The sequence below is a fragment of the Microbulbifer sp. THAF38 genome, from assembly GCF_009363535.1.
Lineage (GTDB): Bacteria > Pseudomonadota > Gammaproteobacteria > Pseudomonadales > Cellvibrionaceae > Microbulbifer.
Genome location: NZ_CP045369.1, coordinates 1,539,687 through 1,555,413, shown reverse-complemented (window position 1 = coordinate 1,555,413; position 15,727 = coordinate 1,539,687). Strand labels below are relative to the sequence as shown.

General features: G+C 45.4%; 11 protein-coding genes and 1 pseudogene. 4 read left to right on the top strand and 8 right to left on the bottom strand.

From position 1 onward, the window contains the following. Nucleotides 1-74: 74 nt before the first annotated feature. The gene (locus FIU95_RS06635) at nucleotides 75-2,159 is read right to left on the bottom strand and encodes a neutral/alkaline non-lysosomal ceramidase N-terminal domain-containing protein (protein WP_152452654.1); all 2,085 of its coding nucleotides are present in this window, start codon (nucleotides 2,157-2,159) and stop codon (nucleotides 75-77) included. A 788-nt stretch (nucleotides 2,160-2,947) separates the two neighbouring features. Between FIU95_RS06635 and FIU95_RS06630 the strand changes: the two genes are divergently transcribed. Further along, on the top strand, nucleotides 2,948-6,076 hold the full coding sequence (locus tag FIU95_RS06630) for a cellulose binding domain-containing protein (RefSeq protein ID WP_152452652.1): 3,129 nt from the start codon (nucleotides 2,948-2,950) through the stop codon (nucleotides 6,074-6,076). Nucleotides 6,077-6,126: 50 nt separating this feature from the next. On the opposite strand, the gene FIU95_RS06625 is transcribed toward FIU95_RS06630, so the two are convergent. From FIU95_RS06625 to FIU95_RS06615, 3 genes are all read right to left on the bottom strand, one after another. Next, on the bottom strand, nucleotides 6,127-6,540 hold the full coding sequence (locus FIU95_RS06625) for a nuclear transport factor 2 family protein (protein WP_152452650.1): 414 nt from the start codon (nucleotides 6,538-6,540) through the stop codon (nucleotides 6,127-6,129). Beyond that, entirely contained in the window at nucleotides 6,540-7,889 is a 1,350-nt protein-coding gene (pcaB, locus tag FIU95_RS06620) for a 3-carboxy-cis,cis-muconate cycloisomerase (RefSeq protein WP_152452648.1), read from the bottom strand. Before pcaB ends, FIU95_RS06625 begins: the two co-directional genes overlap by 1 nt. 222 nt (nucleotides 7,890-8,111) lie before the next feature. Beyond that, nucleotides 8,112-8,357, bottom strand: coding sequence for a hypothetical protein (locus FIU95_RS06615; protein ID WP_152452646.1), 246 nt, complete (start codon nucleotides 8,355-8,357; stop codon nucleotides 8,112-8,114). Between the two features lie 1,164 nt (nucleotides 8,358-9,521). Between FIU95_RS06615 and FIU95_RS06610 the strand changes: the two genes are divergently transcribed. Continuing rightward, nucleotides 9,522-10,292, top strand: coding sequence for a class I SAM-dependent methyltransferase (locus FIU95_RS06610; protein ID WP_152452644.1), 771 nt, complete (start codon nucleotides 9,522-9,524; stop codon nucleotides 10,290-10,292). Next, complete coding sequence (locus FIU95_RS06605; RefSeq protein ID WP_152452642.1) at nucleotides 10,285-11,220, top strand: TauD/TfdA family dioxygenase; 936 nt, start codon at nucleotides 10,285-10,287, stop codon at nucleotides 11,218-11,220. The genes FIU95_RS06610 and FIU95_RS06605 overlap by 8 nt, the downstream gene beginning before the upstream one ends. Before the next feature lie 89 nt (nucleotides 11,221-11,309). On the opposite strand, the gene FIU95_RS06600 is transcribed toward FIU95_RS06605, so the two are convergent. Next, nucleotides 11,310-12,269 (bottom strand): DUF2279 domain-containing protein, encoded by a 960-nt coding sequence (locus FIU95_RS06600; RefSeq protein ID WP_152452641.1) that lies wholly within the window; start codon nucleotides 12,267-12,269, stop codon nucleotides 11,310-11,312. A 545-nt stretch (nucleotides 12,270-12,814) separates the two neighbouring features. Next, nucleotides 12,815-13,555 (bottom strand): hypothetical protein, encoded by a 741-nt coding sequence (locus FIU95_RS06595; RefSeq protein ID WP_152452640.1) that lies wholly within the window; start codon nucleotides 13,553-13,555, stop codon nucleotides 12,815-12,817. A gap of 69 nt (nucleotides 13,556-13,624) precedes the next feature. Here FIU95_RS06595 and FIU95_RS06590 point away from each other — a divergent pair, with 69 nt between their 5' ends. Further along, nucleotides 13,625-14,224, top strand: coding sequence for a MarR family winged helix-turn-helix transcriptional regulator (locus FIU95_RS06590; RefSeq protein ID WP_216646312.1), 600 nt, complete (start codon nucleotides 13,625-13,627; stop codon nucleotides 14,222-14,224). A gap of 390 nt (nucleotides 14,225-14,614) precedes the next feature. Here FIU95_RS06590 and FIU95_RS06585 read toward each other — a convergent pair. Together FIU95_RS06585 and FIU95_RS06580 are read right to left on the bottom strand one after the other, a co-directional pair. Further along, nucleotides 14,615-14,827: pseudogene (locus FIU95_RS06585) on the bottom strand (helix-turn-helix domain-containing protein); the annotation flags it as partial. 147 nt (nucleotides 14,828-14,974) lie between these two features. Beyond that, nucleotides 14,975-15,244, bottom strand: coding sequence for a hypothetical protein (locus FIU95_RS06580; protein WP_152452639.1), 270 nt, complete (start codon nucleotides 15,242-15,244; stop codon nucleotides 14,975-14,977). Nucleotides 15,245-15,727 lie beyond the last annotated feature (483 nt).

The window sequence follows — 15,727 nt, the reverse complement described above, 5'->3', positions numbered from 1 at the left end:
ATTGCAAATAGTTCTCTCCAGAGCAGGCCGTTCCCACGGCCTGCTTTCTGGGGATTTGAGTGAGCCTTACTGACTTATTTATTCACAGTAAAACTGCTGGACTTTCCGCTGTAACTCGTGATTTTACCGCTCCAACCGCTCTTCCAGTTACCTTTGTGTTTGATGCGATAGGTACCCGCTGGGGTATCCTCACCGATCACCCACTGACCCTCGGCAAAAGAGCAAGCTAAACAGTCCACCGCAGTATCTCGCGTCCAGATAAAACGGGTATCCAGGTCATTATCAGTAAGATAGGTTTCCCAGTTACCATTTACCTTGCGCTGCACTTCGATAAAAGTGCCCCCGGTTCTGAGATTATTGCGTGGGTGGCCGGAGCGGAAGCTTGCGGAGACGGTATCGCCAACGGAATAGCTGTTACGCACATCATCCCAAACCTGCCCAAAGGATTCCCATAGGCGCTTGTCATCGTAGACCACACCAATGACATGTATGATCTGGTCATCGGATAAATCCGCCGGTGTCGGTCCAGCATCGACCGCCAAATCATTGTTCATGGCATCGGCCATTTCCGTGTAAATCTGTTGGTAAGCCGCTAGGGTGTTGGGGCCATAGATGGTATGCCCACCTTCGTAGTGCTGGCGGTCAAACTCTTCATGAGTGGTGACATAACCGGTATAAGCATTGGCCAGACCGGCAATAACCACGGTAGAAATACCGTGACCTTGCATCGCGGACAATACTTGCTCCTGTAAACGGCGACCGGCCATAGTAGTCATTTCACCCGGTGCGGCGACCAGGACCAGAGAGCCGATACGGAACATCTGGAATGGCAGATAGGGGGTATACAACTCCTGTCCAATCACTTTGCGCTCAACAAAAGTGGGCTTGGGATATTGGCAGGGATCGTCCTGTGTATCCTCGTAAACCGCAGCAGCGGAGAAAGCATTCATCAGCCCAAAAAGCGGGAAACCACTGATCACGGATTCGAACAAGCTCTCACTACGATCCCACTCGGTGCCCTCATTTTCAACAGACATACCCTCGAAGATACCATCGATCCCACTAGGGCCATCCCAGGAGGAACCGGCAGTAAATGACCAGCCCACGGCGCCCTCACATATATTCTGCTGCCCTTCGCCGGTATATTCTCCAGCTACGGTATAACCGGGAAAATAAATATACTGGTGACGGTAATCGAGATCGTTTAATAATTTACTGCCGGAAGCACTGTAGAGAGACTTAGCCTTAGTTACTTGTTTTTCTGCAGCCAACACAAGGCTCTCATACTCGCTAGAGCCACAACCATCTCCTGGGCCACAAATATTGGGGGAAGCATCACCCAAATTACTATTGGCAAAGGCTGCGACAAAACTCCCTGTGGTATCCACCTGGCTTGCTGCCCACTGTTCAAATAAATAACTGGCAGCGCCCTTGTGATCACTACTCAGCTGACGCTGGCTGGTACCGAGTGAAACATTGTGCACCGCAAACCAGTTAATAATACCTAGAGCTTCATTATTGGCATTCACCAGCTTGAGCTGGGTCATGGTTTTATTGGTATCGTATTGATAGTCCTCGGCATCCGGATTTTGCGCATATGGCTCCGGGTTTCGATTGATACTGGTGTTAAGCAATGTGCCCTGCTCCAGATAAATGTCACCCTCTGCCAAACCATTATTCGCAGAAACTATTGATTGGTAGATACCTTCAACGATCGCGTTGTAGTTATCCTCCGCATAGCCAAGCGCGCTCATGTTTAACATCACATAATGATCGTAACCACCGGGCCCAACATGTGTATGGGTAGCCGTGAGCATAACGTTCTCGTCGGTATAGCGGCTGTTGCCATATTTGCTCTTAAGTTTGGCAATTACTCCCTGTTTAACCCCCTGGGGAATCCCCTGTAAATCGGCAGAGACAAACACCAGGCGCTCACTATCCTGTGCATTGGCAATCACAAATGCACGGGACCATAGGCGGCTATGGATTCCCTTGGTGGTCTGACTGGTTTCGCCGTAACCAACCATACCCACATCGGCTGCTGGGCCAGTGATGTCATATTTACCTGCACCCAAAAGCCATTCCGCGCTAAGCGCAAAGGGGGTGTACCCAAGCAGCATAAAAAATGCGGCATACCACCGAATTATTATTTTCTTCATTTTTTCTCCATACACTTTTACACGAAAAGTTGCCGCATTGGCCTTCTCTCAATGTCCTTGAAGCGCCAAAAAAGTGAGTCCCTTTCGCAAAAAGTCAGCTTGATATTGTGGGGTGAAAACTGGCCAGGCCAGTGGATGCCGGAGTACAGTAAGAAACTACTATAAGAAGCTACTATCGCCGGCTTTTATCTCTTCCTGATACCTCTGCCTCAACATCCCGATACACCACGGAGAGTGATGGGCAGGGTCAATGTCCTTGATCGCACCAATCGCTTATTATTTGTATAGGTACGTAGGTGCCAGCATACTCTAATTTCACCGCTCAGTATGCCTATCAGAATTCAGCGGCCGCCAAAATTATCCAGATTTTTTCAGTCCCAAAGTGATACCAATCCAGCGGCGCACATAAATAACAATTAATTATTTCTGTCTGTCAGTTATGACAGCATTATTTATTTCAACAGATTGAGTAATACGAAGATGACTCATGCGTTCTTATAAAGGTTTGAACAACGGCTTACTTGTCTCAGGTCGGCACATCTCAAGTGTAAAAATGACTAAAGGCCAACAAAGGTTTCTGGTCTATGAGAGCTCCAGACAATATCGAGGGGGAGTGACAGGCTTGATCAAGTCTTTCAAGAAAAGATAACCCTATAGATAACGGTTGAGTCAGAAAATTATGCTTTGACCTTTGAGTCACAGTGGGCCGAACCTCCTCAAAAGAAACTTTCTTGCCCCCCAAGGGCCTTAGAAGGGTTACATAAAATGAATAATTTAGTGGTTATCAGATGCGTGTAAGATTTTTTAAAACAGGCTTAACCTCCCTTCTTCTACTAGGTATCACACCTTTCTCAATGGCGGCAACCAACTGCGAAGTGAATATGGTTGTACAGAGCCAATGGGATAAGGGCTACATGGCTTCCGTGATGGTGCGCAATACCGGTACAGAACCTATTAACGGCTGGAACGTCTCCTGGCAATGGCCTGGAGACCAAGTGATCGACGGTTCCTGGAATGCCAAGGTTTCCCAGAGTGGCAATGCAGCCTCCGCTGAAGGGACCGGCGACTTTGCCAATATCCCTGTAGGTGAGGCTCGCTCTTTTGGCTTCAACATCGCCTACTCCGGTGGTGCGCAGGTTCCAGCCAAAATTAATGCCAGTTGTGATAGCCAGCAAATACCTAAGCCGACGACACCGGCAGAGCCAACCAAAGGGAATACACCCCTCTCAGACCTGGAAAGCTACAACTATATTTTGGGCACCCAGACCATCAGCCCGAAATACAGTTTCACTGGGGAAGGCTCCTTGGTGGAATCCGCCAAGGCCATCCGTGCAATGGGCTCTAACCTGCTTAAAATCGCCCTTTCCACCGGCTTATACGATGAGCTTAGGGGCAAAGGTCTGGACTACCAATTCAAACGTATGCTGGAAGAAGTACCCGCTTACCGAGAGGTACTGGATATGGACTTCTCCCACTATATGTTCTGGGTGGAGGACTCCGGATCTTGGATGGACAATAAAGGAATGTCCCAGGAAGAGCTCACCTGGCAGTACGATAAAATCTATGCGATGGCCGAATATCTGCTTACGCAGTATAGTGGCTCTGGAAAGACTTTTATGATCGGTCACTGGGAAGGCGACTGGAATCTCGTGCAGAAAGCCGATGGAACACGGGATGATAGCCAGCAGAAAATCGATCCGCTGCGTATTCAGGGGTTAATCGACTGGCTGAATATCCGCCAAAAAGCCATTGAAGATGCCAAGGCCAATGTGCCCCACTCCAACGTCAATCTGTATCACTACGTTGAAGTGAATCGGGTGGAATCCGCCATGCAGGGCAAAGAGCGTATTACCAACGCAGTCTTGCCACATACCAATGTCGACTTGGTTTCCTATTCTGCCTACGATCTTACCACCAAAGAAAAGCACTCCGACTTCGCCACCCTTCATGCCGAGCTCACCAAAGCATTGGACTTTATTGATTCAAAGCTGCCACACAAGGCCGGACTGCCCTTCGAAAAGCGCGTGTTTATCGGTGAATACGGCTACGGGGAATCCTGGTTTAAAGATTGGGGAACCCGCTCCGGAGAAGCTCAGGACATGCTGTCCCGCAATGTGATTAAAACTTCTCTTGAATGGGGATCTCCATTTATTCTCTACTGGCAGATGTACGGAAATGAATACGATAGCTGGATCAATGAGTTTGTCGGCTATTGGCTGATCGATAACAACGGTAATAAAAAAGAGATTTATCATACCCATGAAAACTTTTACAAAGATGCCAAGAGCTATCTCAATAACTATCAGGCCAAGCAGGGCAAGTTACCATCCGAATCAGAGTTTCGCGCTTTCGCCCTAAAATGGTTTGAATCTTCTGCTACCGCCACTCCCGACAACAATACGACTACGCCACCAACAACTCCGACCACAGGCACAGGCACAGGCACAGGCACAGGCACAGATCCAACACCCACAACTCCGGATACGCAACCCCAGGCCTCTGGTCAATGCACAGTGGAATACTCCATTCAAGATGACTGGGGCAATGGATTTATGGCTAACATTGTCATTCGCAATACCGGCAGCCAACCTTTGGACGCTTGGCAAATACAATGGCAATGGCCTGGCAACCAGAAAGTCACAAATTTTTGGAATGCAAAAGTGGTTGACCACTCAGGCTCTGTTACAGCCAGTGGCCAAGACACCATTCCGCCAGGGGAAGCTCGAGCTTTTGGCTTTAATGGTGAATATAGCGGAACCAACAGTAAGCCAACCCTTAGCGCCACTTGCCAGGCTAGTAGCTCAGACCAAGCTGGTACCTCCGATACATCGACCTCCCCTAATACCGCTACCCAACCCAGCGGTATTGGCAACTCTGCCCAAGGTGAAACGGGAAAAATCAAACTCTGGTTTATTGGTGACTCCATCACCTACGGTATGACCACCCTGCCCTACAACTCTATGGGCTTCCGCTCTCAAATCTGGCAACACATTGTCGAAGCCGCCGATGGGAAATCCAATTTCCCCCTGAGTAGCAGCGACAATAATGGTGCACTGACCATTAGCTACAATGGTCAACCCGTAGAGACTATCGGCACCGTGAGCGGTCCTACCGGGCCAGATGGCATAGAAAAGAAGACTGGCAATTATTGGCACACTGGCATTCCGGGAGCCAGCACCAGCGATATGCTGTGCTTTCTCAACCCCACAGGTCACCAGATCCCTGCAGGCTACAGTTCTGCCAGCTGCGCTGACTCTATCGCCTACTTTAATTCTGTAGTTATTGAAATGTGCCGTGAGAGCGGCAATAGCGCGGGGTGGCTAGACAACCAGGCCTGCCAATTAAACCAAAATCTGGAAACCACGGATGCCGTTATTGTGCCCATTCAATTGGGCACAAACGATATCACTCACCTCAACAGGAGCGGCGCAACTCAGTGCAGCTCTACCCCGCAAGCTGGAAGTACGACTGCCAAGAAACTCGATCAAGTGGTCGCCAGTATTGTTTCAACGGAAAATATTCGGGATAACACAACTTTGGTAGGCAAAATATACGGCCACCTCAATACACTCGGGATACCAAACGACAAAATTGCTTTTGTGATTTCGACAATCCCCCGCCGGACAAACCTGGATGGCCAGGACCCATCCAACCACTGTACAGATTATTACAATACAAAAATCAAAAGTACTGTTGCTAGCATTGCTCCCTCAACAAAAGTCTTCCTTGCCGACCAAGGTAATATTGTACCTACCGGTGACTCAGTACACCCCACCACCGCTGGACACAAGGTCATGGCCTGTAACCTGCTATATGGCTACAACTATGGACACTCCGAAAGCTTCCACTGCCCAATTCCTGGTAAGATTCCAAACACAGGGTTACTTCGGGCATTTGCTGCTGTTTCAGCACAATAAATATTACCGTTAATAGTGCCAACATTTGAGATTCAAGGAATAGCTTTGGATTACTGTGGCATATTTATTGGATGTACAAAGTCTCCATGTATTGGAGCGGTATCATAGATAATTTTCACAGATGAAAAAGCACTAAAGTCATCAGTGAAATCAAAGAGATCCACTACATCAATTGTGGCTGGATCTCTCCCCTCTACCGATCGGGTATAGCTAAGATAAATGGCAACCTGATTGGTCTTCATCCCACCATAAAGTATATTTCTCAAAACCATTGTACGGTTGCTGATTGAGTGAAAAATATAAGAGTAAAAACTCTTCACAGAGCACTCCCCAAAAATTGGAGAGTATACGGATGCATTTGGAGTGAAAAGCGCCAGTAATGCTTCCAAGTTACCCTGCTCTACAGCAGCTATATATTGGTAACAGAGCTGCTCAGTCTTCCCAATACATATCGTTTTACTCATCACTTATCTTGCCTGGCCAATGTCTGGTCCACCATCTTACCGCAGAGTCCCAGATAATTATTGGGATTGATTAAATGATCCACTTCACTGCCGCTTAAAACCCCAGTTATCTCAGCATTTTCTTTTAAGAGGTCAGCAAAAGGGCGACCAGTCTCCATTGCTTTGCAACAAATTTTGTAAACCAGATCGTGGGCTTTTTCACGGCCAAGCTTGGGTCCTAGTCCCATCATCACTGCTTCAGAAGAGACCAGCCCCCCCGTCATTTCTAAATTTCGCAACATATTTTCTGGGTGCACATTGAGACCACTTAAAGCAAACCTAGCTTGTGCCAAAGCAGCAGCAGATAAACAGAAGATCTCAGGAAGAACCACCCATTCAATCTCCCAGGTACCTGTCGCTCGCTCGTGATCCTCTTCCATTGCATTCAGTAAAGCCGCCACCTGCTGCCGCACAATGGGTACTATTCCACTGATATACACCGAAGAGACGGGGTTGTGTTTTTGCGGCATAGTACTGGAAGCTCCTCGCCCTGAGGTAAAGGGTTCCGTAACCTCTCCAATTTCTGTCTGTGCCATCAACTTGATATCTAGGGCTATTTTTCCCAATGTGCCGGTAATCAGACCCAACAGGCAAGCAACTTCAGCAATCCTGTCGCGCATGGTGTGCCAGGCAATCAGGGGTTTACCCAGGCTGAGTTCCTCCATAAGACCAGCCTGCACTAGAAGGCCCTGCTCTCCTAAAGAAGCCAAATTACCCGCTGCACCACCAAACTCCCCCACAAAAGCGCGCTTCTTAATCTCCCCAAGTCGCTGCTGGTGCCTGTGGAAACCAGCTAGCCAGACTGCCGCCTTATAGCCAAAGGTAATTGGCACAGCTTGCTGAAGGTTACTGCGAGCCACCATTGGCGTGTCCCTGTAATCCTTGGCCAGGGTTGCCAGTGCATCGGCGATCGCATCTACTTCGGTTTCCACCAGCTCCATTGCCGCGCGAATCTGTAATACGGTCGCGGTATCGGTAATATCCTGGGTTGTAGTGCCCCAGTGACACCACTGACCAAGACCATCACTACAGCGCTCAACTAACTGCTGTACAACCCCCAAGACCGGATAGCCGATCAATTCTGTTTGAGATTTTAATCGCTTGAGGTCAATTTCTTCGGTATGGCAATGTCTGCAAATCTCATCAGCCGCCTCTTCAGGAATAATGCCAAGTCGTGCCTGAACCCTGGCTAAGGCGGCTTCCACATCCAGATAGTATTGGACTCTTTGCCGATCCGAAAATATCTCACTCATTGCTGGAGAACTAAAGAGACCAGAAAAGACTTGGGAGTCAATAAGGGTTGCAGCCATTGTTAATATTCCAAACAGCAGGTAACAGTAGCAATGCTTTAAAACAATCTTTAATAGATATAAAGGTATTCTAAATATTCAGGAGCAAACCAAAGTCTAGATGTCCGATTTTCTAGATAGGATAAACAATAGCATTCAGGAAAGAATGCTACGGCTAGCTGACAACCTTATTTCGGTCAAGTAGAGAAATAACAGGTTCAAAGTAGTACTAAAACTAGGGCGCTAGCCAGCACCAAGACCAAAAGCCAGGTACCCCGTGATCGCCAATATAAGCAACAGTCCGATTAATCCTGCGCGACCAGGTATTTCCGAGGGAGGGGATTGTATATTTTTCTCACGCACATAAGTATTAACGATGATTTTTGCTTCTTTTAGGTCAACCTTCTTGGATTCACGCAACAATTTCATGGCTTGAATCATTTCGCCATTTTCAATTGCATCAATTACATCTTTTTCCAATTCCATCATTGATCCACTTACGGCTCAAAGAACTATAATTTTGGCACGAGAAACATGAAATTGCATGGCTCCAACAATAACTCTGTCGGGTCATCCCTCCTAGCAGTTTGGGCACTATCCCTATGCCCGCCCAAGCAGTTTGAGTTACCGCTTTCCCATACGCCTGATCTTTTCAGAAACGAAACTAGCCGCAAAAGCGATTGTAGCCCAACGTCAAGATATAGTCGGAAGATAGCCTGTAAGGACTATGCTTATTAATCTGCCACTAATAGTGCTTTCCCCAGAGTGGACCGCCAGTAAAGTCAGGTCACTCCCCATAAACTCTGCCCAACCCACCAGCCGAATGGGTACCTTTACCGATATACCGTCCACTCCCTTACTTTAAAGAAGTGAATTGAGTTTATGCCACCTACTCGAGAGACCAAAGAGTCAACTAGTTTGTATTCACCACATTTCTTTTGAAACTAAGCACTCAGCCAAAAACTATTACCCACCTAACCTACCAAATATTTCAACCCCTTGATTCAAATCAACCAAGATCAACACGAAATCAAAAAATGCCTATTGCAATTGCAGGTAACAATTCAAGCCAGCTCACGATAGGAGACATCAATATTGATAGGGTAATACCAAAAAATAAGTATATTTCATAAAATATTTTTGAACATCAGGAAGGATGCCTTCTCACAAACGTCACTTAAACAAATATTCAGACCCAACATACTAGGGTGCCATAAAACCAACTAACCCAAAATAGGTATAAACATATAACCATCAAGAGAAAACATTATTTGAAACTTTACCAAGAAAAGAACACACAAAGAAAATCAACAAGAATTTAACAATTGCCAATAAAAATCCAACTTCGTATACTGAAATCACCCATAAAATTTCAAGCATAAAAATAAGAGCTGAACCACAGGATGTGCACTAGCAGTTTACCAAGAGCCCAACCAATCACTTTAACTTTTCAATTAAAAAGAGAATTTGAAAACTCAATAAACAGAAAAAATCATGATTGGTTAGTGTCATTACCCCAGGAAAAGCGTATTAAAAACTTCGGATCGAAGGTAGAACTTTAAATTTAGATGCTCGAACAGCCATATAACACTCAAACAATAAAATCAAGCAAAGATTAATTATCAATCAGCCAGACATCAGGAGTGGCTCAGGATGAACCAACCTATCTCAACTGAGACAATTTACAACGCGCAAGCTACCAATTGGCTCAGGTCTGAAAAAGTACTGTTAAGTGATTTCACTGCAAGACCTCGCGTCTTAGAGGCTCTGGGCGAGATCACTGACCAGGATATACTGGACTTTGGCTGCGGCGAAGGCTACGTATCACGCATGCTACTGGAAGCCGGTGCCAAGTCTATTTTTGGTATTGACTCTTCAGCTGAAATGATTTCCCAGGCACAAACGATGGCCAAGGAACTAAAGCTGTTTAATGCAAGCTATACAGAGGGTAATGCGGTTACATTTAACCAATTCCCAAAAACCAGATTCGATAAAGCGATTGCGGTTTTCCTCTTCAATTACCTAACCATCGAAGAAATGACTCAGGTAATGAGTAAAGTACGCTCACTATTAATTCCTGGTGGCACTTTCGTCTTCACTGTCCCTCATCCTTGTCTTCCGTTTATGAGGGAAGAAACCCCTCCATTTTATTTTGAGCATGGCGATAAATCCTATCTTGATGGCATTAATCAAACCTTCGAGGGAAAAATCTGGCGCAGAGATGGCATTCCTGTATCTGTTCGATGTGTTCATAAAACCTTTGCGCACTATTTCGAAGCCCTGACACAAGCCGGCTTTAATAGTATGCCCGAAGTAAAAGAGTTAGCCGTAACCGATAAGCACCTAGCTTTTGACCCTGAATTTTTCAGCCCACTGAAGGGCTACCCTCTGCATGTATTGTTTAAGGTAAAAGCAAATGATTGAAATGGCACCAGCCGAAGCTGTCCGCGCACAAGCGTGGGCAGCTTCGGAGATGACGGCAAAATCCAACTGGAAATTTAGCTGGCCTGTCAATTGGCAAGCAGAAATCAAAGCTCTCCAAGAGTGGTCCAAAGGACAAGAGGACCCCATACAAGCTTTGCGAGCCGATTCCGTTTCCACGCCTCAGTTCGATCAACTTGCTTACAAGATCAAACATGAAGTGCAAGAGGGAAGTGGTATAACCTGGATTCAGGGTGTCGAAGGTTTTGACCAGAAAACACTAAACCTTCTGTTCCTGAATCTAAGCCTGGCAATGGGACAAACTATCGACACCTATGGCAGACTCTACGGTATTCTAGATACCGGTAGAAGCTATAAAGAGGAAGCCATTCCTGTCTCTCAGACCAACGCGGCAACTGGTGTGCACACGGATAGCTCGCAACGAGCAATACAGCCAAATATCCTCGGGCTCTGCTGTATTACTCCAGCCATTGAGGGTGGCAAGTCCAAAGTAGTTTCTGCTGCTCAGGTGCATAAAAATCTCGAGGAAAGTGCTCCTCAGCAACTGGAGCTACTCTACAACAATTACATTCGAGACCTTGTCACACCAGGAAGCGACAAAGATCTCCAAAATATTCTAAACAATCACTTCCCAATTTTCAGTTATGTCAATGGAAGACTTTCCATTCGCTATATGCGCTACTGGATAGAAAAAGGCCACCAACGCGTGGATAAGCCTCTAACACCAGAAGTACTTCAGGCACTGGATATGCTAGATGGAGAGCTCAACAATGAAGAAAATGTCGTTAGTTTTTATATGAATTCTGGCGACATGATTTTTATTGACAACACCAGAGTTCTGCACGACCGTGATGAGTTTATCGACACTCCCGACCAAAAACGAGTTTATACAAGGGTGTGGATAGATTAAGTATCAACAACTCCCAGGAGAAGAGAAACTTCTCCTGGAGCCACATTAGGTTTGATCACCTACACTATACATTGTTTGAACTTACTCTATTAATCACCCTCATTAGCAACATAGGTGTGGGGAATCTGTACATATTCGAAGAACTTTCGCCCTAATCGCCCTCCTGTAGTTTCCCTGATGCCAGCTCTACCAAAAAACAGCTCCCCGATATTCAATCCAACTCCAAAATAGAGCTCCCTACGCAGAGGCTCGTTTTTCTCTTGCTCTTTCAGGGTAAATCCACGGGCAAAGTAACCTCCATGTAACTCGAGATAGTTAAGAGGATTTCTAGGCGATAGATCGAATCCACTTAACTTTAGCGCTAGTAGGTATTTCTGTCCTGAGTAATCTGAATGTGGCTTAAAGCCTGAGCGATTACCGGAAGGAAGATATTCAAGACGAAAGTCCAGTTTCCCCCTAAGTCCGGGTATGTTCCTTCTCAAGTAAGAGAGACCTACCCCTGCGGTATTGGCTACAATATCTTCCCAGGCAAAACCATGTTTCTCAGAGTAACCATCTCCCAGTTCCACAAAAAGCATACTCAGCCAAGCTAAAGTGACCGCACTAGCCTCTGCGCCCACAGAATTAGCTGCCCTGCAGTGAATAGCATCTGTAAAGAGTTCACTGAGAAGGTAGGCTCCATAGACATGGCCGAGTTTATCCATACCACCGTTGGCGGTATCGTCCCCAAAGAATCCCTCGCTGCTTGTACCAAAACTACTGGAGCCCCAATCCCAATCCATTAAGCCAAGAGCTAAAGTAGAAACTGCAACCCCAGCTGTTTCGAAAGGAGTAGCAGAAAGATGTTGTTTGAATTGTGAAACCTCAAAGCCCTGCCATCTGGGGTCAGTGACAGGATACTGCTGGATACAGCCAAAACTCTGTGATTGGCTGAAGGCTCCCTTATCAATATCCGTAGAATCGTTCATCTCTTTGGCTAATAGGTTACCAGCACTCGAGAAAAAAACCGCAACCAAACAAAGTATTCGTTTCACTTCAATATTCATCATTTCCTTTTATTCCCTTAAGAGGAAAATCCGCTTTCAATTTAGCTTACTGAAAGATGATTTTAAGATGGAGGACAAACGATCAAGGTCATTAAATTACACCTAAGAATCCACTTTTCCTAATTAACGCTTAACATATCAACCAATAAAGATAGAAATTAATACAGTTAAAGTCTATTAATTCCTTTCAGCAAGGATTTTCATGACAAATAATTAACATCACCCAAATAACGATAGAAGTAAAAAACACTTGAATATTATATTTCAGATAGAAAGCTCACCTCTTACACCATATAGCGATGAGAGGAAGCCGAACTGATTGCAAAGGGGAGTGAAGTGAGCGAAATGATTATCTAGTATCAAAAATACAACTTAAAATACCAGGCAAATCTTTTCCATACTATCCATTTGTTGATCTGCAAAGAGGTATAAAATACTAGGGAGCCTGTCAATTAGTTCAAATATTCCCTTATATCCCACTAAGTCCATCCTTGGACTTTACCGACAAGATTCAAGCGAAAACGCTCAATCTGTCAGCAATGCACAATTTACTGCTCTATTCTCCCCGGCAGGCTTAAGTCACCAGAGGCGATATCCATTACATTGACAACACAAAGCAGCGGAGCATGCGCACTCTGGTTCACTCTGAGTCCAGCAGTTACCCCATCGTATTGCACAGTGCTCAAATCTACCCGGTGATCGAAGGCCACTTTCACTTCTACAATGTCCTCATTGATTATCGGGTCCCATCCCGGACTATCAAGCAATAATGGTAGGCCAGGCCAAGTATTGGGCAAGGTGGGCTTGCTACCCTCAGGAATATCTACCACTGCTAAGGCATCTGCTCCGCAATGCTCATTGGGCTTTAGTACAACCCAATGACTGTGCCATACATTGCCATCGTTACCGGGATCATTATCGGCATTTTCATCGTATAGCGGTGTATCGTCAAAGTCTGGATGTGCTGTAACCGCCAGGGCTAGGATGCCTGCATTTTCTGCAAACCCAACAGTAGAGCTATTGAGCGTCGTCGGCCATACATAAGAAAACACATCGCTGCCAACTAGTTTACCGTTGGCAGTAGGCTTATTGCTGCCCGCCTGACCGGACACTCCCATGTGAAATGTTGCCACATTACCCTGGAAACTCACTCGAGCATGCACAATATCAAATGGTGCCAGTACCCCCTCGGAAATACCGGCGTGCACACCACCTCGATGGCTCCCACCAGCGTGCGCCAGAGAAGTGATTGTTAGTGTAGAGAGGGCAAAATAAGGGAGGATTTTCATTGGTGTCTTCCTTTTCGTTTCGAGCCGATACCAATATAGGCTGACATGTCACAATAATGGTTGTCAACAATGTTTTTAGTCGATACCATTTTTCTCATGAACATTGAAATAACATCCCGCTTACTAGAGCGCTTGAGCAGCTTGCTTCGCAGTGAGGGGCGTGGCCTACTGAGCGAATACGGCCTACAACCGGTGCAACTAGAGGCTTTGCATTATTTGTCGCAGTGCAACCGCTATTCGAATACGCCAATAGCTGTCGCCGAGTATTTGCGCCAGACCAAGGGAACGGTATCTCAAACATTGAAGGTGCTGGAAAAGAAGCTACTGATCGTAAAGACAGCCGACCAGAAAGATAAACGTGTGTCTCACATGACTTTAACGACTCAGGGGCAAGCGATAGTATCAACACTATTTCCTTCGCCCTGGCTAAAAGCCGCTCTGGCAAGCATGCCTGAAGCCCAGCAAGAGGCCACTGAGGAATCGCTGCGGAAGCTACTACAAACCATTCAGCAACAAAACCGCCTTAAAGCCTTTGGCCAATGCCGCCACTGCGACTATAACCAACCAAATGGCGAAAAGTTTTTATGTGGTTTGACTGGTGAAACCCTAACTCCGGATGAAACCCAGTTAATCTGCCGTGAATATACTTGTAATAAAGCAACGGGATAACAAAAATCCCCTTAGTAACTGATAGAAAATGAATCACTATTCCTGATAAAAATATTGATACTAGCCTGAATCAACTCAATGAAAAGTATACTAATGATAAAAACTTCGGGTTAATTACTTGAGAGTGTTACTGGGCTTTTTCAGGTAAAAGATTAGACAGGTGGATTACTATCTTTGGCACAGTTCCATTTCGGCGGGATGAAAAATTGAGAGTATTAACAATATCTATGCCCCAAAAGGCCAACCTTAAAATATTAATTAAATATTTGGAGGAACTGGGCAGCGGCATAGATTTCGTGATAGGTATCTACCTTATAATAACTGATATCAGTAATTGATAGCTCACGGAAAAAGAATATAGTGAATCCTTTGAGGCTATGTTGACACAGCAGTTGAAGAGTCTGTGTTCTTGTGGTTGGGCATACGCCGGCTCTTCTCAAGAAGGGCGTCCACGCCGCCACTTGAAACGGCTTCCTTGTACCGATAGAAAGTGCCTCTCGATACACCCAGCCTCTTGCAAGCTTTGGATATATTGCCGAGCTCTTCTGCCAGATTTAGTAATCCAGTCTTGTGTTTGATGATACGATCATTAGTATGGATCATGGGGTTTATCCTCGGTTTTTCTTTTAGGTTTAGGCGCCTTCATCAAAACCGGTAAACCCCCCTTTTTCAAGAGAATATGTCAGATTTGGCCTAAACTAATCCATATTATATATCGATCCCAACTAACATTCTCGCATCTGTATTCATCTACAAATGCCTCTTAAGTTTTTTAATTTTCCTAACTGTTTCCTCTGAATCATTCAGCCACTCTTCTGTTGTCATGCAAACTTTTTTCTTAAATTTTGAACCCGTTGTTTCTCGAAACTTACATACGAGCTCACTTTTGGGTTCCCCTTCTTGACTGGGACTTGAGGCTAGTTTTCCAACTTGATTTCCGCTATCTCTTTCCTGATCAAGTGGCACGGTGGTGCAACCGGCAACAAAAAGCACCAATATTGACAAACAGTATTTATTCATAACACATCCTTATCATTCTACACTTAATTCCATATTTGAAGTGTAACACACCATTCTAACCAATTTAAACAAACCATATTTTCAATAATTTACAGACTTACAAAATATTTCACCCCGATTTACAATGATCACTCATCGAGAAACACACCTCAATCTTAATCAGCCCCTTACGCCACAACAAAATATTGCAAGTCAAGATGAAAGGCGCATCTAAAACTTTTTCACTTAACATGCAATAAACCGCCAACCCGGATTCTTTAAGGGATCATCTGGTAAGACTTTCCGTTGACCATATCTGTCCAAACAGGAGAAAGGTAAACCTTGAGTCTAAATTAAATATCTTAAATTGATGGGTGGCACCAGAGATTCCAAAATAAGTATGCGCACTTTTTTAGCACATACAAATGCTTGGCAACTAGCAAAAAAGCACGTAGGGTTGCAGCGCTGGCTTGCGCCTTTACAACGATTAATAACTAAGCAAGC